This is a genomic window from Pantoea sp. EKM101V (assembly GCF_011800325.1).
Classification (GTDB): domain Bacteria; phylum Pseudomonadota; class Gammaproteobacteria; order Enterobacterales; family Enterobacteriaceae; genus Pantoea; species Pantoea anthophila.
Genome location: NZ_JAALFP010000002.1, coordinates 418,059 through 436,210, shown reverse-complemented (window position 1 = coordinate 436,210; position 18,152 = coordinate 418,059). Strand labels below are relative to the sequence as shown.

The 18,152-nt window shown below is 59.8% G+C and carries 16 protein-coding genes; 5 read left to right on the top strand and 11 right to left on the bottom strand.

The genetic code is table 11. The features are described from left to right. Positions 1–68 precede the first annotated feature (68 nt). A complete protein-coding gene (locus HFD92_RS05915) occupies positions 69–1,544 on the bottom strand; it encodes an AlkA N-terminal domain-containing protein (RefSeq protein WP_009091384.1) in 1,476 nt (491 codons plus the stop codon). A gap of 158 nt (positions 1,545–1,702) precedes the next feature. On the opposite strand from HFD92_RS05915, the gene HFD92_RS05910 reads away from it, so the two are divergent. From HFD92_RS05910 to pnuC, 3 genes are all read left to right on the top strand, one after another. Next, positions 1,703–2,248: a methylated-DNA--[protein]-cysteine S-methyltransferase gene (locus HFD92_RS05910; protein ID WP_140028230.1), complete on the top strand. Its 546-nt coding sequence runs from the start codon at positions 1,703–1,705 to the stop codon at positions 2,246–2,248. Positions 2,249–2,375: 127 nt separating this feature from the next. After that, on the top strand, positions 2,376–3,437 hold the full coding sequence (gene nadA / locus HFD92_RS05905; protein ID WP_167428489.1) for a quinolinate synthase NadA: 1,062 nt from the start codon (positions 2,376–2,378) through the stop codon (positions 3,435–3,437). A gap of 24 nt (positions 3,438–3,461) precedes the next feature. After that, positions 3,462–4,196, top strand: coding sequence for a nicotinamide riboside transporter PnuC (gene pnuC / locus HFD92_RS05900; RefSeq protein WP_058958453.1), 735 nt, complete (start codon positions 3,462–3,464; stop codon positions 4,194–4,196). Between the two features lie 45 nt (positions 4,197–4,241). On the opposite strand, the gene zitB is transcribed toward pnuC, so the two are convergent. The 4 genes from zitB to HFD92_RS05880 form a co-directional block, all read right to left on the bottom strand. Continuing rightward, positions 4,242–5,225, bottom strand: a complete 984-nt coding sequence (zitB, locus tag HFD92_RS05895; protein WP_167428488.1) for a CDF family zinc transporter ZitB — start codon at positions 5,223–5,225, stop codon at positions 4,242–4,244. Beyond that, on the bottom strand, positions 5,203–8,280 hold the full coding sequence (locus HFD92_RS05890; protein ID WP_167428511.1) for an ATP-binding protein: 3,078 nt from the start codon (positions 8,278–8,280) through the stop codon (positions 5,203–5,205). The genes zitB and HFD92_RS05890 overlap by 23 nt, the downstream gene beginning before the upstream one ends. After that, positions 8,262–8,843: a response regulator transcription factor gene (locus HFD92_RS05885; RefSeq protein WP_009091372.1), complete on the bottom strand. Its 582-nt coding sequence runs from the start codon at positions 8,841–8,843 to the stop codon at positions 8,262–8,264. The genes HFD92_RS05890 and HFD92_RS05885 overlap by 19 nt, the downstream gene beginning before the upstream one ends. A 99-nt stretch (positions 8,844–8,942) precedes the next feature. Beyond that, the gene (locus tag HFD92_RS05880; protein ID WP_033736370.1) at positions 8,943–9,305 is read right to left on the bottom strand and encodes a YbgS-like family protein; all 363 of its coding nucleotides are present in this window, start codon (positions 9,303–9,305) and stop codon (positions 8,943–8,945) included. A gap of 287 nt (positions 9,306–9,592) precedes the next feature. On the opposite strand from HFD92_RS05880, the gene aroG reads away from it, so the two are divergent. Next, complete coding sequence (gene aroG / locus HFD92_RS05875) at positions 9,593–10,645, top strand: 3-deoxy-7-phosphoheptulonate synthase AroG (RefSeq protein WP_167428487.1); 1,053 nt, start codon at positions 9,593–9,595, stop codon at positions 10,643–10,645. A gap of 429 nt (positions 10,646–11,074) precedes the next feature. On the opposite strand, the gene gpmA is transcribed toward aroG, so the two are convergent. From gpmA to modE, 6 genes are all read right to left on the bottom strand, one after another. Next, positions 11,075–11,827, bottom strand: a complete 753-nt coding sequence (gene gpmA, locus HFD92_RS05870; protein WP_009091367.1) for a 2,3-diphosphoglycerate-dependent phosphoglycerate mutase — start codon at positions 11,825–11,827, stop codon at positions 11,075–11,077. Positions 11,828–11,978: 151 nt separating this feature from the next. Beyond that, positions 11,979–13,013, bottom strand: coding sequence for a galactose-1-epimerase (galM, locus tag HFD92_RS05865; RefSeq protein WP_167428486.1), 1,035 nt, complete (start codon positions 13,011–13,013; stop codon positions 11,979–11,981). Then, positions 13,007–14,155: a galactokinase gene (galK, locus tag HFD92_RS05860; RefSeq protein WP_167428485.1), complete on the bottom strand. Its 1,149-nt coding sequence runs from the start codon at positions 14,153–14,155 to the stop codon at positions 13,007–13,009. The genes galM and galK overlap by 7 nt, the downstream gene beginning before the upstream one ends. Further along, positions 14,152–15,198, bottom strand: coding sequence for a galactose-1-phosphate uridylyltransferase (gene galT / locus HFD92_RS05855; protein ID WP_009091362.1), 1,047 nt, complete (start codon positions 15,196–15,198; stop codon positions 14,152–14,154). Before galT ends, galK begins: the two co-directional genes overlap by 4 nt. Before the next feature lie 234 nt (positions 15,199–15,432). After that, positions 15,433–16,905 (bottom strand): molybdate ABC transporter ATP-binding protein ModF, encoded by a 1,473-nt coding sequence (gene modF / locus HFD92_RS05850; RefSeq protein WP_167428484.1) that lies wholly within the window; start codon positions 16,903–16,905, stop codon positions 15,433–15,435. Positions 16,906–16,974: 69 nt separating this feature from the next. Next, positions 16,975–17,757 carry a molybdenum-dependent transcriptional regulator gene (modE, locus tag HFD92_RS05845; RefSeq protein WP_167428483.1) on the bottom strand — a complete coding sequence of 261 codons (783 nt, stop codon included), beginning with the start codon at positions 17,755–17,757 and terminating at the stop codon, positions 16,975–16,977. 140 nt (positions 17,758–17,897) lie between these two features. Between modE and HFD92_RS05840 the strand changes: the two genes are divergently transcribed. After that, positions 17,898–18,053, top strand: coding sequence for an AcrZ family multidrug efflux pump-associated protein (locus HFD92_RS05840; RefSeq protein WP_009091356.1), 156 nt, complete (start codon positions 17,898–17,900; stop codon positions 18,051–18,053). Positions 18,054–18,152 lie beyond the last annotated feature (99 nt).

Below are 18,152 nucleotides of genomic sequence, written 5' to 3'. Positions count from 1 at the left end.
CCTTCTCTGACCGCGCTACTGGCGCGGGCTGCTTCTGCATTATGAGGAGAGCAGGCATGTATCCGCCGTTACGCCTTTTTCTTCGCTTTCGCCACTGCCAGGCTCTCCCAGATATGCATCACCGCATAGCTGCGCCAGGGACGCCAGGATTGCGAGCGTGCTTCTGCTTCCCTGGATGACATGCCGCCCAGGTTATTCCGGATGGCGATATCCTCTTTGGGAAAGGCATCCGGCCAGCGCAGGGCACGCATCGCGATGTAGTGGGCGGTCCAGGGACCGATGCCAGGCAGGCTGATCAGCTTTTTGATCACCTCGTCAGGCGGCTGAGCGGCACTGAGGCGCAGATCCCCGCTGGCGCAGGCTTCAGCGAAGGCGATGATGGCGCGTGAGCGCGCGGCGCTGACAATGCCCATCGGCGCAACCTCGTCGACCGTCAGGCCCGCGATACGTGCCGGCGGCGCGGCGTAGCGGGTCAGGTCGGCAAACGGCGTTTCACAGGGCTCGCCAAAGGCGGCGGCAAAGCGGCTGCTGACGGTGGTGGCGGCTTTGACTGTAACCTGCTGGCCGATGATCGCGCGCACGCCCAGCTCGAAGGCGTCAAAAGCCCCCGGAACACGCAGGCCCGGGTGGGCGATCAGGCTGGGCGCCAGCAGCGGATCCTGTGACAGACAGGCGGCGATTCGCTGCGGCTGAGCATCAAGATCGAACAGGTCGCGCAGGCGGCGCAGCAGCAGAGGCAGAACCGGCGTCAGCGAGGTGGAGAGCGTCACCTGCAGCGCATTTTTCTGCGGCAGATGCGCGACACTGACCCAGCCCCGATAGCGGCCCATCGCCACCGTGCGTCGCCAGGTGCCATCCTCCACCGCTTCGACCTCTTTCATCAGGTGAGTCTGTAAAAACCAGAGCATCGCTGCCCAGTCATAGGGCGGGCGATAGGCGAGCCGCAGCGTCACGCGGTCACCGGGCTGCGTGCGCCCGTCACCCGCCTCGTTCCGGCGCAGGGCGCCTGGCGTCATGCGATAGCGCGCCTGAAACACATCATTGAAGCGGCGCAGGCTGCCAAAACCGCTGGCATAGGCGATCTCCGTAATCGGCAGTTGCGTCTCCGTCAGCAGCTGCTTTGCCAGCAGCATCCGTCGCGTCTGCCTCAGCTCAAGCGGTGAGACCCCCAGCTCCTGCTGCACGATACGCCGCAGCTGACGCAGGCTTAAACCGAACTCAGTGGCTATCGCCTCCAGCCCTTCGCGCTCCTCCAGCATTCCCTCTTCGATGCGCTGAATCAGCCGTTCCGCCACGCGGTGCGGCTGATCCACCGGCGCATTGCCCGGTGCCAGTTCAGGCCGGCAGCGCAGGCAGGGACGAAAGCGGGCTTTTTCGGCGGCTTCGGCGCTGCTGAAAAAGAGGCAGTTCTTCTGCATCGGCGCTTTGACCGGGCAGATCGGACGACAATAGATACCGGTTGAGGTCACCCCAACAAAAAATACGCCGTCAAAACGGGTATCACGGGAGGTCAGCGCCTGATAGGCAATGTCGGGATTAAGCATGGTATTTCTCCGGTAAATATGCGGAGCCTACACCGGTGATTCCCGGCAGACTGGCTGTTTTCGGACAACACATCAGTTTATCGCCATGACCGAAAACAGCCAGTCAGGCTGAGGAAAAGTGCGATAATAGGTGTCGAAACCGTGACGGGAGAATCACCATGTATTACTTCAAATTGACTGTTACCCCGGTGGGCGAACTGAAACTGGTGGCCAGCGAGCGCGGCCTGGCGGGTATTTTGTGGGAGAACGACGATCCCCATCGCACCCGCTTTTTACCGCAGACGCGCGATGACGACCATCCCATTCTGGTCGAAACGGCACGTCAGCTCGGCGAGTACTTTGCCGGTGCGCGACGCGGCTTTGAACTGCCGCTCGATTTTGCCGGCACTGACTTTCAGAAAAAAGTCTGGCAGGCACTGGTGGCGATCCCGTTTGGTGAAACGCGCAGCTACAGCCAGATTGCCCGCGAGATCGGGCATCCGCTGGCGGTGCGTGCGGTTGGCGCGGCCAACGGTCGCAATCCGCTTTCGATTGTCGCGCCGTGTCACCGGGTGATAGGGGCCAACGGCAAGCTGACCGGGTTTGCCGGTGGGCTGACGGTTAAAGCGTTTCTGCTGGCGCTGGAAACGTCACAACCCCTGCCGCAGCCGGGCGAACAAGGTGCACAGGGTCGGGCTGGCGGTGCGGTCATGCAGGCCGATTAAAAAATCACACGACACAGTCGGGCTTTTCCGCTATCGTGTTTAGCATATAAAACACTACGGCGGATTCAACGCCATATTTCGCCTCTTCTGGCGATTTTCGTTAATTAGATAAAACGAGAGCTGTGTCATGAGTGTGATGTTCGATCCTGAAAGCACCGTTTACCCCTTTCCCCCTAAACCCGCCCGCCTGAATGACGACGAGAAGGCGTTTTATCGTGAGAAAATCAAAACCCTGCTGAAGGCGCGAAATGCCGTGATGGTCGCGCACTACTACACCGACCCGGAAATTCAGGCGCTGGCCGAAGAGACCGGCGGCTGTATCTCCGACTCACTGGAGATGGCCCGTTTTGGCAGCAACCATCCGGCGACCACGCTGCTGGTGGCGGGCGTGCGCTTTATGGGGGAGACCGCCAAAATCCTCAGTCCTGAGAAAACCGTCCTGATGCCGACACTTCAGGCGGAGTGCTCGCTGGATCTGGGCTGTCCGATTGAGGAGTTTAACGCCTTCTGCGACGCCCATCCCGATCGCACCGTGGTGGTCTACGCCAACACCTCGGCGGCGGTAAAAGCGCGCGCTGACTGGGTCGTCACCTCCAGCATTGCGGTTGAGCTGATTGAGCACCTCGACAGCCTGGGCGAGAAAATTATCTGGGCACCGGATCGTCACCTCGGCCGCTACGTCACCCAGAAATCGGGCGCCGATGTGCTGTGCTGGCAGGGTGCCTGCATTGTCCATGATGAGTTCAAGACTCAGGCGCTGCAGCGCATGAAAGCGCTCTATCCCGACGCGGCGGTGCTGGTTCATCCCGAGTCGCCGCAGGCGATTGTGGATCTGGCCGACGCGGTGGGTTCGACCAGCCAGCTGATTCAGGCCGCCAAATCCCTGCCGCATCCGCAGATGATTGTGGCGACCGATCGCGGCATCTTCTACAAAATGCAGCAGGCGGTGCCGGATAAAGAGCTGCTGGAAGCGCCGACAGCCGGGGAGGGCGCAACCTGCCGCAGCTGCGCGCACTGTCCGTGGATGGCGATGAACGGTCTCAAAGCTATCGCAGACGCGCTGGAGACGGGCGGCGCGGAACATGAGATTCAGGTGGACGAGACGCTGCGAGAGGCGGCGTTACTGCCCCTGAATCGCATGCTATCCTTTGCAGCGGAACTTAAACTCAACGTGAAGGGAAACGCCTAGCCGTTTTCCTGACAGGTGCTCTGCATGGACTTTTTCAGCACGCATAATATTCTGGTTCACATTCCTCTGGGTGCAGGCGGCTACGATCTCTCATGGATTGAGGCTATCGGCACCCTGGCGGGCTTACTCTGTATCTGGTTTGCCAGCCTGGAAAAAATCATCAACTACCCCTTCGGCCTGATTAACGTCACGCTGTTTGCGGTGATCTTCTTTCAGATTCAGCTCTACGCCAGCCTGCTGCTGCAGCTCTTCTTTTTTGCCGCCAATATTTACGGCTGGTACGCCTGGAGCCGGCAGACCAGCGATCATCAGGCGGCGCTGAAGATTCGCTGGCTGCCGCTGCCGAAAGCGATCGCCTGGGCGGTGAGCTGCGTCGTCGCGATTGCGCTGATGACGCTCTACATTGACCCGGTGTTTGCCATGCTGACCCGCGCGGCGGTGACGCTGATGAACGCGATTGGCCTGTCAGTGGCGATGCCGGCATTGCAGCCGGATGCCTTCCCGTTCTGGGACGCCTGCATGATGGTGCTGTCGATTGCGGCGATGATCCTGATGACGCGCAAGTATGTTGAGAACTGGCTGCTGTGGGTGATCATTAACGTCATCAGCGTCATGATTTTTGCCCGTCAGGGGGTTTATGCGATGTCGCTGGAGTATGTGATTCTGACCCTGATTGCGCTTAATGGCTCACGCATGTGGATCCGCAGTGCCCGGGAGCAGGGGTCACGCGCACTGTCGGCGCAGCAGACAGGCCAGTAAGGGGCGGTCACAGCGCGCGGTAACCGGGTTACCGCGCGCTGTCGTTTAGTGAGCGTGCTCGTCGTCCCTGGCGTGAGTATGGTCGTGGGAATGGGAATGGCTGTGACCGTGGCCAGCCTCAGCCGCACTGCTGAAGCTCAGCTCACACTCAGCACCGGCACAGGGCTGATACTCCATCTGCACGGTCGCATGGTCAATCTGATAGTGCTGGCGCAGATAGTCATGAATGCGGTGCAGCAGCGCATCGTGGTCATAGGGCGGGATCACCTGCACATGCAGCGTCAGCAGCGGCTTTTCACCCACCTGCCACAGATGCACATGGTGAACATTGCGCACTTCAGCGATGTTCAGGGTGAGGTCCCGCATCAGCCGGTTCACATCCAGGGAGTGGGGTGCCCCTTCAAGTAATTCCTGCAGGCTCTCACGCAGCAGCGCCCAGGCACTGCGCAGCACCAGCAGTGACACCAGCAGCGACAGAATCGGATCGATCGGCGTCCAGCCGGTCAGCATAATGATGGCTGCTGCCACAATCGCCCCCACCGAACCGAGCAGGTCACCCATGACGTGCAGTGCCGCTGCCCGCACGTTGAGGTTCTTCTCTTCGCTGCCGTGGTGCAGCAGCCAGAATGAGAGCAGGTTGGCCAGCAGGCCGCCAATCGCGATGCCCAGCATCAGGCCGCCGGTCACCGGCTGCGGATCGCTGAAGCGACGCACTGCCTCCCAGACGATCAGCGCGGTAATACCCAGCAGGGCGATGGCATTGACAAAGGCTGCTACGGTGGTCAGGCGCAGCAGGCCAAAGGTATGACGCGCATTGGGTTTACGGCGCGAGAAGTGGACCGCCAGCAGCGCCATCAGCAGGGCAGCGGCATCGGTGAGCATATGTCCGGCATCTGCCAGCAGCGCCAGTGAACCTGAAAGCCAGCCGCCAATCACCTCGGCAACCATGAAGAGGACGGTCACGCCAAAGGCGGCCGCCAGACGCGTGCGATTACTATCCTGCCCGCTATGAGTGTGGGTATGTGCCATAAGATTCCAGTTTTTTCAGTAACCTGTTTGCTAATAATATCAGTAATTGCCACGTCTCAGACGTGTCCTGATGCTGTTTTGCCTGCTCTGCGAGTTGCTGACTCAGCTGTGCACCCTGCTCCAGCCCCACCAGCAACCAGCTGCCTTTCATCCGGTGTGCCGCGTCGGCAAACTGGTTCCAGTCCGCGCGCGTGCGCGCCTCACGCATCACGGCCAGATCCTGGGTCACCGTGCTGTGCAGTGTCTGGCTCAGCCGGCTGAGAAATTTGTCATTCTGCTGTGCCAGCTGCCACAGATTCTCATCCAGCGGTGCCAGCGGGTCGGGCTGCCACTCCGCCAGCAGTGCGCGGAGATCGGCCAGCTGCACCGGTTTAATCAGAACCCGCTCCTGCGCCTCAGCCGGTCGTGACAGCAGCTGGGCGTCTGCGGAGCAGAGCACCCGCATCGCCCGCCGTCCCCGCTGCCGATCACGGCGTCGCAGCAGTCGCAGCAGCAGCGTGCCGTCAGGACGCGGCATCATCTGGTCGATAAACAGCAGGTCAAAAGGCTGCTGCGCATCGGCCCTGAGCAGCGCACGTCCCTCTTCGAAGATCTCAGCCTGAATGGCAAAGCGCGCCAGCTGCTGCTGCATCACCAGCAGATTGGCCGGATGGTCATCGACAATCGCCACCCGCAGATGGGGAAAGCCGGGCAGGCCAGACTCATCGGTGCTGCTGACCGGCTCCGCGATCTGCAGAGGCAGGGTCACCGTGACCTGCGTTCCCTGGCCGGGCTGCGAGGTGAGCCGGATATCGCCCCCCATCCGCAGCACCATCTCGCGGCAGATAAACAGGCCCAGACCGCTGCCCTGTACCGACACGGTTTTGCCCGACGGCGCCTGATACCAGGGATCAAACAGCTTCGGCTGCTCCTCAGGTGGAATACCGCTGCCGCTGTCAGTGACCGTCAGCACCAGCTGCTGCTGCTCTGCCGCCAGGGTGAGGCGGATGGTGCCGTGACGGGTAAATTTCAGCGCATTGGTCATCAGGTTATTGACCACCTGCTGCAGGCGATCGGCATCGATCATCACCGTGTCAGGCAGCGGCGTCTGTGCCGCGACGATCAGACGCGGGCCGTCCGCCCGCATTAACGGATGATAAAAATGCTGCTGCTGTTCGAGCCACTTCGCCAGCGCCAGCGGGCGGGGCGCCAGGGTAAAACTGTTGCTCTCGATACGTGCGTGATCCTGCAGGTCATTCAGCAGGGTCAGCAGGGAGTGTGCGCTACTGTGCAGCAGGGTCAGGTTCTGGCTGTTGTGCTGCTGCTTCTCCAGCTCCAGCAGGCCGAGGATCGCCTGCATCGGCGTACGCAGCTCATGGCTGACGGTAGCCAGAAACTGGCTCTTCATGGCGTTGGCCCGCTCCGCCTGTTCGCGCTGCTGACGCTCGCGGCGCTGCTGCCAGTAACGGCGCGCCAGCAGCAGAAGCAGCAGTACAATGGCGGCCCCGGCTACCGCCAGCACCATCATCGGCAGCGTTCGCATCACCATCACGCTGCCGGGCTGCGGCGGTGTTGCCCAGCTGTCGCGCATTTTGCCCTGGGTATCCGCCGGGATCTGCTGCAGCGCCCGATCCAGCAGGCTGCGCAGCAGGGGCTGATCGGGCGTGACACCCAGCGCGATCGGCCAGGCGATGTCGCTGGCGGCAAAGGCGAGGTGGATACGCGCGTCATCACGGCTGGCGATGCGCCAGCGGGCGGAGAGCACATTATCGATCAGCGCATCAATCTGCCCCTTTGCCAGCGCATCATAGAGGCTGTTCCGGTCGGCAAACGGCACGGGATGCAGATCCTCCGGCAGCAGGCGCAGCGCCAGGTCATCCTGCAATACGCCGATCCGCCTGCCGCGCAGATCCTGCCAGTGCGACAGCGGGGCAGAGTGAATGCTGTAGATCCCCCACAGCGCCCGCCACACCGGCAGTGAGGTGCTCTGCATCGCATCGCCATTAAGGGGCTGCATCAGTTGCAGCATCGCCTGCTGCTGCTGAATCAGCGCACTGGCCTGATGGGGATTGCTGACCCACACGGGTTCAAACTGCAGGCCCGTGCTCTGGGCGACCGCTTTCAGTAAATCCACGCCATAGCCTCTGGCGGTACCGCTGGCGTCGCGATAGCTCCAGGGATAGTTGTCGGGCTCGGCGGTGTACACAATGCGAGGGTGGTCGGCGATCCACGCGCGCTCAGCGGGGCTGAGCATCAGGGTCTGCGTATCCTGATAGCGCGGCAGCGTGCTGCTCCAGCGCGCCTGCAGGCTGTTCATCAGTTCCGCCGGTAACTGACGCAGGCTCTGATTTATCCACTCAATCAGCGCGGGATCGCGGGAGAGCGCACGCAGGTTAAGCTGTCCCGCCTCAATGTGTGAGGCGATCTGATAAATCTGCCCCTGCTGCAGCTGGCTCAGCAGAAAACCGGCGCTGGTCTCGTCCGCCACCACATAGTCGTTCTGCTGATTGAGCAGGGTATAGAGCGCCTGCAGGTCGCTGCTGTAGCGTCGCCAGTGGTGACGGGCCGCCAGGGCGGGTGGCAGCTGCGCCAGGGTGCTGTCGCTGATCGCAAGCTGCGCATTCTGGCTGTTGAACATCACGGCACGCTGGTTCTGCTGATTGCGATAGACCCGCAGCGGACTGCTGAACCAGCTTTCACTGCTCAGCGTGCCCTGAGGCAGCGGGGTGTTCCACATGCCCAGCGCAAAATCGATCTCTCCGCGGTTCAGGGCCTGCATCAGTTGCGGCGCGTCGCTGTAGAGGCGCAGGGTAAACTGCGCCCCGGTCAGCTGTCGCAGCGCAGCAAGATAGTCGGCATTGATGCCATACAGGTCGTTGCCGATCCGCATCGTCCAGGGCGCGTGGTTCTCTTCCAGCAGTCCGACGCGCAGGCTCTTTCCCTGCATGGTTTCGGCATGCGTGACCGGCAGCATCATCGGCAGATTCAGGCTGCTGACCGGGCGCACCTCAGCCAGCGCGCTGCCCCACAGCCACAGCAGAATCAGCAGCGCATATCTCACTGCTGCGCCTTCCAGAGGTCAGCCAGCTCAACCACAGAGCGGGCACCGGTTTTTTCCAGAATGTTCTTTTTATGGGTGCTGACCGTTTTGTTGCTGATGTGCAGCTGGGCGGCGATTTGCAGGTTAGAGAGGCCGCTGGCGAGCAGCGCCAGAATCTGACGCTCTTTGTGCGTCAGCGGCAGCTCAGGCTCCTCTTCGGTTTCCGGAAACGCGGTCTGTCCGCCGAGCACGGCCAGAATGGCGCTGAGCAGCTGCGTCATGCGCTGGCTTTTCACCACATAACCGGACGCCCCTAACGCCTGAGCGCGCCGGATATAGTGACGGGTCTGCTGGGCCGAATAGATCAGCACCGGACAGTCGGGACGATGGATTTTCAGGCGGCGCAGGATCTCCAGCCCGTCGCTCTCCGGCAGCCCGATATCGAGCACGATAATGTCCAGCGGCTGCTGAAGAAAAGGACGGGCGGCATGTTCACTGCTGGCAGAGAGGAGCTGAACCGGAATGGGCGACTGGCTGAGCGCGGCTTCAAGTGCCACTTCGACCAGCGGATGATCGTCAATCAAGAGCAAAACGGCCATGAACGGTTTCCCTGTAAATTTCACAGGATGAGCATAGCGGAAGAGTGGGGCAGAGGGGAGAAAAACCCGGAGAACGGATGCTCTCCGGGTCAGACAGAATTACTGGGTTGTGCCGTCGGTTTTAGTATTAACGTCACCGCCGCCCACTTTCGTTTCAACTTTTTTGTTGATGTTCGGACATTTGCCATCTTTACACTGGCTGTTCTGGTCAATTTCGTTAGCAGACATATTTCCGCTGCTGGTGGTGCTGCCAGAAGTGGCCGGATTAGTATTGGTGCCGGTGTTATTAATTTTGCTGTTATCGACATTATTCGGTGGCAGGTTCTCTTTTGCGCCGGGTGCGACCGCACCTGCACTGGCTGCCTGGTTAGCTGTGCCGTTGTTGCTGCCTTCCGCCAGCGCCGCGCCACTGCCTAATGTCATTGCTGCTGTCAAAAAGAGTAAGGCAAACTTTTTCATCATTATACTCCCATTAATAAATGAAGACGTTTTAAGCCCAGAGGTGAAATTGGGGATAAAAAAGTCCCGGACGAAATAAAATTCGCCAGTTGGCTTAAACAGGGTGATTTAATCATGTAAGCGGGACGTTCCTCAGTGCTTACCATTAAAAAGTCTAGTCGCTAACCTGATTAATGCAAATATGACCCGCACATTTAACCCGCAGCGGGAATTTACACCCCTGGCGCTTCGGGCTACATTGGGCAGGTTGTGTCCGGCGGGCGCCGGGCCAGAAATAATATGGAATCAGTATGAATTACCAGAACGATGACTTACGCATCAAAGAGATTAAAGAGCTGTTACCCCCGGTTGCGCTGCTCGAAAAATTCCCGGCGACCGATCGTGCTGCACAGACCGTTTCCCAGGCGCGTCAGGCGATTCATCAGATTTTGCAGGGCAAGGACGACCGCCTGCTGGTGGTGATTGGTCCCTGCTCAATCCACGATCCTGACGCCGCCAAAGAGTATGCCGGCCGTCTGCTGGCGCTGCGGGATGAGCTGAAAGGCGAACTGGAAGTGGTCATGCGGGTCTATTTTGAAAAGCCGCGCACTACCGTGGGCTGGAAAGGGCTGATCAACGACCCCTACATGGATAACAGCTTCCAGCTCAATGATGGTCTGCGTCTGGCGCGTAAACTGCTGCTGGAGATCAATGACAGCGGTTTACCGGCGGCGGGCGAGTTTCTGGATATGATCACCCCGCAATATGTGGCGGATTTGATGAGCTGGGGCGCGATTGGCGCACGCACTACCGAATCCCAGGTGCACCGTGAGCTGGCCTCCGGTCTCTCCTGTCCGGTCGGTTTCAAAAACGGCACCGATGGCACCATCAAGGTGGCCATCGATGCCATCAACGCTGCCGGTTCGCCGCACTGCTTCCTGTCAGTGACCAAATATGGCCACTCCGCGATTGTCGAAACCAGCGGCAATGGCGACTGTCACATTATTCTGCGCGGCGGCAAAGAGCCGAACTACAGTGCGAAGCATGTGGCTGAGGTCAAAGAGGGTCTGGCAAAAGCGGGTCTGCCACAGCAGGTTATGATCGATTTCAGCCATGCCAACAGCAGCAAGCAGTTCCAGCGTCAGATGGTCGTGGCGGACGATGTCGCGCAGCAGATCATCAACGGTGAACAGGCGATTGTCGGCGTGATGATCGAGAGTCATCTGGTAGAGGGCAATCAGAGCCTGGAGAGCGGTGAGCCGCTGGTCTATGGCAAGAGTGTCACTGATGCCTGCATCGGCTGGGATGATACCGACAAGGTGCTGCGTCAGCTGGCGGCAGCGGTTAAACAGCGCCGCGGTTGAGTGCTGGCTGTCTGGCGTGACGACTGGCCGGATCTGTCTGAATACGCGGTGGAGAGTGAGCCTGCTGAGGGAACACAGTCAGATCGGAAAGACGCAACAACCGCCATCCATGGCACGCTCTGCCCGCGCGATTACGCACCTCATCCCTGAGATGCGCCCGTAACCGGGCCAACGCGTTGCGTTGTACAAAAACGCTCCCCGCGTTTTTGTCCCTGGCGCGGGACGCTTTCCTCTTCTGACCATGTTCCCTGCAGATTGGGCTGATTTATTGCTGCCATACTCAGACGGCTTTGACGATGTGATTCGTCCGGGACGAACGGACATTCAGGCTTTTACTCTGACAGTTAAAGATGACACACAGCATTGCCGGACGCAGCCCAATAAAAAAGGCCAGACTTCTGTCTGGCCTTTTTGCCTCTCAGCGAAAAATTACTTCGCTTTACCCTGATTCGCAACGGCTGCGGCTTTCGCGGCAATCTCGTCCTGGTCACCCAGGTAGTAGCGTTTCAGCGGTTTGAAGTTTTCATCGAACTCATACACCAGCGGCACGCCGGTTGGGATGTTCAGTTCGAGGATCTCATCTTCGCTCAGGTTATCCAGATATTTAACCAGTGCGCGCAGTGAGTTGCCGTGTGCGGCAATGATCACTTTCTCACCGCTTTTGATGCGCGGCAGAATGGTGTCGTTCCAGTAAGGGATCACGCGGTCGATGGTCAGTGCCAGGCTTTCAGTGGTTGGCAGCTGCTCCGGGGTCAGTTTCGCGTAACGCGGGTCATGGCCAGGGAAGCGCTCATCAGCACGATCCAGCTCAGGTGGGGTAACGGCAAAACCGCGACGCCACTGCTTAACCTGCTCATCGCCATATTTGGCCGCAGTTTCCGCTTTATCCAGGCCCTGCAGCGCACCGTAGTGACGCTCGTTCAGACGCCAGGTTTTCTCGACCGGCAGCCAGGCCTGATCCAGCTCATCCAGCACATTCCACAGCGTGTGAATCGCGCGCTTCAGTACAGAGGTGTAAGCGAAATCGAAAACAAAGCCTTCTTTTTTCAGCAGCTGACCCGCTGATTTGGCTTCGCCACGACCTTTCTCAGAAAGGTCAACATCATACCAACCGGTAAAGCGGTTTTCGTTGTTCCACTGGCTTTCGCCGTGTCGCACCAGAACCAGCTTAGTTACAGCCATAGCTTAACTCCTTAATACTGTGATGTTTCTGTGAGATTGGAAACCTGCTGCTGCCCGCCTGACACGCGAGCGGATTGCGCCATACCATAGCGGAAAAGCGGGCAGCGCGTAAGCCTGTGTGTGACGCACTGCGCGTTTTTCAGCCAGAAGATCAGCGTGGCGTGAAGCGATAGCGCGTCACCGATTCCCAGCGATCTCCCGGTTGCAGCCAGCAATCGGGCTGAGGCCACTCAGCATGATTGGGGGAATCCGGTAAAAATTCACTCTCCAGCGCAATGCCCTGAAATGCAGTATAGCTCTCCTGCTCGCGGGCACGGGTCCCGGCCAGATAGTTGGCAGAGTAGAACTGCAGGGCCGGAGCGGAGGTGGTGACGCTGAGCTGCAGTCTGCCATCTTCTGACCAGAGTTCTGCGGCAGGCTGGCTGTCGTCGCCTGCGCTGTTGAGCAGAAACGCATGGTCATACCCCTTCACCGCCCGCTGGTCGTCCTCGGTCAGGAAATCCTGCGCGACCGTTTTCGCCTGCCGGAAATCAAAGCTGGTGCCGGCCACGGCTTTCAGCGGCGCATTGGGAATCCCTTCGCTGTCGACCGGCAGATAGTGATCTGCGTGCAGTTGTAAGCGATGCTGGCGGGCGTCGCCATGATGCGCATCAAGGTTAAAGTAAGCGTGGTTAGTCAGGTTGACCGGACAGGGCTGGTCGCAGCGTGCTTCATAGCGGATGCTCAGGCAGTTCTGGTCGTCCAGATGATAGTGCAGGTCGGCAATCAGGTTACCGGGATAGCCCTGATCGCCATCCGGCGAATCCAGGCGGTAGTGCACGTCGCTGTCTGACTGGCTGACAATCTGCCAGCGACGTTTATCAAACCCTTCCGGGCCGCCATGCAGCTGATGCGCGCCCTGGTTCGGCACCAGCTGACGGTTGATTGTGGTCAGTTTTGCACCGGCGATGCGGTTAGCGTAACGGCCCACCGTGGCACCGAGATAAGCCTCCTGATGCAGATAGTCAGAGGGGGTGGCGCAGCCAAGCAGCGCTTCACGCACCGTGCCATCCTGCATCGGGACGCGGGCGGAGAGCCAGGTTGCGCCCCAGTCCATAAAGGTCGCCAGCATGCCGTTGGCATTGCGCAGCACCGTGATGCGCCACGGCTGACCGTCAGGCGCGTGAGAGTTGACGTCATTCAGCATTGACCGGCTCCTTCAGAGGCTTTGCAGACGTAGAAGGTCTCTTTGATGCCGGTCTGCGCTTCATACTGCTCCGCAACGGCGGCTTTCACCTGATCCACCCGATCCAGCGGCATCAGCGCGACGATACAGCCGCCGAAGCCGCCGCCGGTCATGCGAACGCCCCCGTGCTCACCGATTTGCGCTTTTACAATCTCCACCAGCGTGTCGATCGGCGGCACGGTGATCTCAAAATCGTCACGCATGGAGGCGTGCGACTCGGCCATCAGCTGACCCATACGGGAGAGGTCGCCCCGGCTCAGCGCATCGGCGGCTTCGAGCGTGCGGGCATTCTCGGTCAGAACGTGACGCACCCGCTTAGCCACCTGCGGGTCCAGCTTCGCCTCTGCCGCTTCAAACTCCGCCAGCTCAACATCACGCAGCGCTTTTTTGTTGAAGAAGCGCGCGCCCGCTTCACACTGCTCGCGACGGGTATTGTATTCGCTGCCGACCAGGGTGCGGCGGAAGTTGGAGTTGATGATCACCACGGCGATATCTGCCGGCATCGACACCGGACGGGTGCCCAGCGTGCGGCAGTCGAGCAGCATGGCGTGATCTTTCTGGCCCAGCGCGGAGATCAGCTGGTCCATGATGCCGCAGTTGCAGCCAACGAACTGGTTTTCTGCTTCCTGACCGTTAACCGCAATCGCCGCGCCATCCAGCGGCAGGTTATAGAGCTGCTGCACCACGGTGCCGACCGCCACTTCCAGCGAGGCAGAGGAGCTGAGGCCCGCACCCTGCGGGACGTTGCCGCTGATCACCATGTCGATGCCACCGAAATCGGCATGACGCCGTTGCAGATGTTTCACTACGCCGCGCACATAGTTCGCCCACATCGGCTCCTGCACGCTGACTATCTCTTCATTGAGCGAAAAGGTGTCCTGCGCATTCTCATAATCCGCCGCGACCACGCGAATCTGGCGATCGTCACGGCGGGCGCAGGCGATCACCGTCTGGTAGTCAATGGCGCAGGGCAGCACAAAGCCGTCGTTATAGTCGGTGTGCTCACCAATCAGGTTGACGCGACCCGGTGCCTGAATGGTATGGGTGGCGGCGTAACCGAAGGTATCTGAGAAAAGCTGCTGCGTGATGGTTTTTAAGCTCATTGTTGTGCCTCACGGAAGTGAACGTCGCTGACAGAACGCAGACGTTCCGCCGCCTGTTCCGCCGTTAAATCGCGTTGGGTTTCGGCCAGCATTTCATAGCCGACCATAAATTTGCGTACCGTTGCTGAACGCAGCAGCGGCGGATAGAAGTGGGCATGCAGTTGCCAGTGATCGTTGGCTTCGCCGTTAAACGGTGCGCCATGCCAGCCCATAGAGTAGGGGAAGGAGCACTGGAACAGGTTATCGTAGCGGCTGGTCAGCTGTTTCAGCGCCAGTGCCAGATCGGTGCGCTGTGCTGCGCTGAGATCGGTCAGACGTCTGACGTGCGCTTTCGGCAGCAGCAGGGTCTCAAACGGCCAGGCGGCCCACCAAGGCACCACGGCCAGCCAGTGTTCGGTTTCCACGACGGTGCGGCTGCCATCCTGCTGTTCACGCGCCAGGTAATCGACCAGCATCGGTGAACCCTTTTTCGCGAAGTAGTCGCGTTGGTGGTCATCTTCACGCTGCGCTTCATTCGGCAGGAAGCTGTTGGCCCAGACCTGACCATGCGGATGCGGGTTGGAGCAGCCCATCGCCGCGCCCTTGTTCTCAAACACCTGCACCCAGGGATAGTGCTGACCCAGCTCAGCGGTCTGCTCCTGCCAGGTGCGCACCACCTCTTCCAGCGCGCTCAGCGACATCTCCGGCAGGGTTTTACTGTGATCGGGCGAAAAGCAGATAACCCGGCTGGTGCCGCGTGCGCTCTCACAGCGCATCAGCAGATCGTCACTCTCAGGCGCGTCGGGGGTGTCGGTCATCAGCGCGGCAAAGTCATTGGTAAAGACGTAAGTGCCGGTATAGTCCGGGTTTTTGTCGCCGGTGATACGGGTATTTCCGGCACAGAGGAAGCAGTCCGGATCATGGGACGGTAGCGTGTTAACCGCCGGGGTTTCCTGCGCGCCCTGCCACGGCCGTTTGGCCCGGTGAGGAGAGACTAAAATCCATTGATCAATCAGTGGATTGTAACGGCGATGCGGATGATCGACCGGGTTGAATTTGTCCATGTGAGGTCCTGGTAAGCGTCAAAAGCCAAAGAGGCATCGGTAAAAATTAGCACATCAGCGCGCCCGAAAGCGTGATCAAGTCTGGATAAATGGTATCGTTTACACAAGCTGAAAATTCTTATTTGGTGGCATTGCGTGCGGTGCAGGAGGGTGAAAGGTGAGAAGGAATGGTAACGCTTACACAGGAGGGCTGTAAAACGCCGCTGTCGCGGCGTCAGGGCTGAGGAGAGAACGTTAGCGCAGGGTCTCCTGCTGATAGCGGTAGCCATCGTCCTGAGGAACAAAACTCAGGCGATGCGTGATACAGGCCGGCGCATCTTCGGCGTGATGCGAAACAAACAGCAGCTGGGTACGTCCTTCGCCAATCAGGACATCGACAAAGCGCCGCACCAGCTGACGGTTAATCGGATCGAGTCCCTGCAGAGGCTCATCCAGAATCAGCAGCGTCGGGTGTTTAACCAGTGCGCGTGCGATCAGCACCAGCCGCTGCTGTCCCCACGACAGTGAGTGGAAGGGGGCATCAGCCAGACGGTTGTCCATGCCGAGCAGAGCCAGCCACTGCTGGGCCAGCGCTTTCTGCCGGTCAGACGCCGCCTGATAGAGACCGATAGAGTCGAAGAAACCCGACAGGATCACCGTGCGCACATTGGTGCTGACGCGATAATCCAGGTGCAGGCTGCTGCTGACATAGCCGATATGCTGCCGGATGTCCCAGAGGGTTTCACCACTGCCACGGCGACGGCCAAACAGGGTCAGGTCATTGCTGTAGCCCTGAGGATGATCGCCGGTCACCATACTGAGCAGGGTCGATTTACCGGCACCGTTCGGACCGGTGATCTGCCAGTGTTCCCCTGGGTTGACCTGCCAGTTCAGCCCGCTGATGATGGGCCGATCGTGGTAAGAGACGGTGCCGTTGCGCAGGATGACACGCGGCGCATCATCGGCCAGGGCGGGCAGGGCATCCGGCACATCCGCCTCCGGCAGCGCCATACCCAGCAGCTGTTCGCTGTGCGCCAGCTGCGCCACCAGCGCTTCCGTCAGAATCGTCTGGCGCGCGCCGCTGTGGGTCAGGTTACACTCCGCCAGCACGCCCACCTGCCCGATAAAATCGGGAATATCATCAAAGCGATTGAGCACCAGCACCAGGGTGAAATCGGGCTGCTGCAGGCTGCGCAGGGTGTCGGTCAGGCTGGCGCGCGACGCCACATCCAGCCCGTCAAACGGCTCATCCAGAATCAGCAGGTCAGGCTGGCTCATCAGCGCCTGGCAGAGCAGCGTCTTGCGGGTTTCACCGGTAGAAAGATATTTAAAGCGACGTGAGAGGAGGGGTTCAATGCCAAACTGGCGGGCAAGCTGTTCGCACCGTCCGGGTTGCTGCCCCTCTATCTGGATGACATCGGCCACCGTGAGCCCGGTATCCTCTTCGCCTTCGCTGAGCATATCGGTGTTGTTGCGTTCCCACTCCTGTGCGACCAGAGACTGCAACTGCTCCAGCGACAGCCTGACCGATCGTCTGAACGTGCTGCTGACCGAACCGGAGAGCGGCGGCAGCTCCCCGGAGAGCGCACGCGCCAGAGAGGATTTGCCGCTGCCGTTGGCGCCGACAAACGCCCAGCTCTCGCCGCGTTGCAGTTCCACCTGATTCAGGCGCAGTAACCGGGTATCGCTAAGACGAAACGTGCCTTGCGAAATATGCAATGAAGCCATAATCTGTTCCGTTTTTTGCATCGTGTTACTGCGTTGTAACCTCTGCCGGTAGTGATGTCAAATTCCCCGCTAGAGCAGGGTGGCGACGATGGCGTTCTCCGCATTAAAGCTGGCGGTCACTGCGTCGCCCGGCTGCAGCTTCAGCTGCTGCAGTCGCTCGCGGGTCAGGGTGGCGCACAGGGTTTCGCCGCTGGCGATTTGCAGCAGGACTTCACTTTTCCCGTCGCCCGGCTCAATGGCGCTGACGGTGGCCGCCAGCTGGTTGTCATCCCCGGTGGCATCCCGGCTGATGTGAATCCAGGGGGCTTTGATCAGCACCAGCACCTCTTTACCTGCCGCCAGCTGAAGACGATCGGCGCTGCGCTGCGTCAGCGCCACGTTAAGCTGCGTGACCCCATCGGCCAGCTGAATCAGCAGATGCTGCACCACCCGCTGCTCGTCATTGCTCATCACGGTGCCAAACAGCTGGTTTCGGGCGCTGGTCTGCAGGGAGAAGCGGGCGATCGCCGCCAGCATGCTGTCGAGCGGCAGGGCATCCTGCTGCAGGGCATCAAAGGCCTTCTGCTGGATCTGCTCCATCAGCTGAAACAGCTGGATGAGGCGTTCACCGTAGCGGGTCAGCGTCGCGCCGCCACCACCTTTGCCGCCGGTGGCCCGCGCCACCAGCGTCTCATCCGCCAGCTGGTTCATCTCGTTAATCGCATCCCAGGCGCTTTTATAACTGATGCCTGCCAGCTTTGCCCCCTGACTGATTGAGCCGGTTTCCCGGACCCGTTTCAGCAGCTCGATACGACGGGGATCGGCAAACAGTTTCTGTTGTAAACGGATGTGAAGGGACAGTTCGGCTTCCATGACAGCTCCGGCAAAGGGTTAACGCGTGTGGAGGCCGATGATAGCGGCGTTTCGTGACCAAAGTAAAAGCACGAAAAGGGCTGCGCAAAATTTTCCTGACCCGTTACAATCACTTTTTTATTCTCAGAGTGAGACTCCCGATGCTGGAATTACTGAAAAGCCTCGCCGTAGCCGTCCTGATGGTGCCTGTGGTGATGGCGCTGATGCTGGGTATCATTTATGGCCTGGGTGAAGTGTTTAACGTCATCTCAAAATTTGGTCATCGCGAAAAATCCTCCGCCCGTTCGCACAACTGATTTCTGCCCCGCCCGCCTCTCTGCGCGGGCGCGGTCATTTTTATCCCGCCCCCCTTCATCCTTCTCTCTCTGCTGCCGATAATTTATCGGGATGCCGTG

Excerpts from the sequence above, each read along its gene's own strand:
- HFD92_RS05915 (WP_009091384.1), bottom strand. The coding sequence starts at position 1,544 with ATGCTTAATCCCGACATTGCCTATCAGGCGCTGACCTCCCGTGATACC.
- HFD92_RS05910 (WP_140028230.1), top strand. The coding sequence starts at position 1,703 with ATGTATTACTTCAAATTGACTGTTACCCCGGTGGGCGAACTGAAACTG.
- nadA (WP_167428489.1), top strand. The coding sequence starts at position 2,376 with ATGAGTGTGATGTTCGATCCTGAAAGCACCGTTTACCCCTTTCCCCCT.
- pnuC (WP_058958453.1), top strand. The coding sequence starts at position 3,462 with ATGGACTTTTTCAGCACGCATAATATTCTGGTTCACATTCCTCTGGGT.
- zitB (WP_167428488.1), bottom strand. The coding sequence starts at position 5,225 with ATGGCACATACCCACACTCATAGCGGGCAGGATAGTAATCGCACGCGT.
- HFD92_RS05885 (WP_009091372.1), bottom strand. The coding sequence starts at position 8,843 with ATGGCCGTTTTGCTCTTGATTGACGATCATCCGCTGGTCGAAGTGGCA.
- HFD92_RS05880 (WP_033736370.1), bottom strand. The coding sequence starts at position 9,305 with ATGATGAAAAAGTTTGCCTTACTCTTTTTGACAGCAGCAATGACATTA.
- aroG (WP_167428487.1), top strand. The coding sequence starts at position 9,593 with ATGAATTACCAGAACGATGACTTACGCATCAAAGAGATTAAAGAGCTG.
- gpmA (WP_009091367.1), bottom strand. The coding sequence starts at position 11,827 with ATGGCTGTAACTAAGCTGGTTCTGGTGCGACACGGCGAAAGCCAGTGG.
- galM (WP_167428486.1), bottom strand. The coding sequence starts at position 13,013 with ATGCTGAATGACGTCAACTCTCACGCGCCTGACGGTCAGCCGTGGCGC.
- galK (WP_167428485.1), bottom strand. The coding sequence starts at position 14,155 with ATGAGCTTAAAAACCATCACGCAGCAGCTTTTCTCAGATACCTTCGGT.
- galT (WP_009091362.1), bottom strand. The coding sequence starts at position 15,198 with ATGGACAAATTCAACCCGGTCGATCATCCGCATCGCCGTTACAATCCA.
- modF (WP_167428484.1), bottom strand. The coding sequence starts at position 16,905 with ATGGCTTCATTGCATATTTCGCAAGGCACGTTTCGTCTTAGCGATACC.
- modE (WP_167428483.1), bottom strand. The coding sequence starts at position 17,757 with ATGGAAGCCGAACTGTCCCTTCACATCCGTTTACAACAGAAACTGTTT.
- HFD92_RS05840 (WP_009091356.1), top strand. The coding sequence starts at position 17,898 with ATGCTGGAATTACTGAAAAGCCTCGCCGTAGCCGTCCTGATGGTGCCT.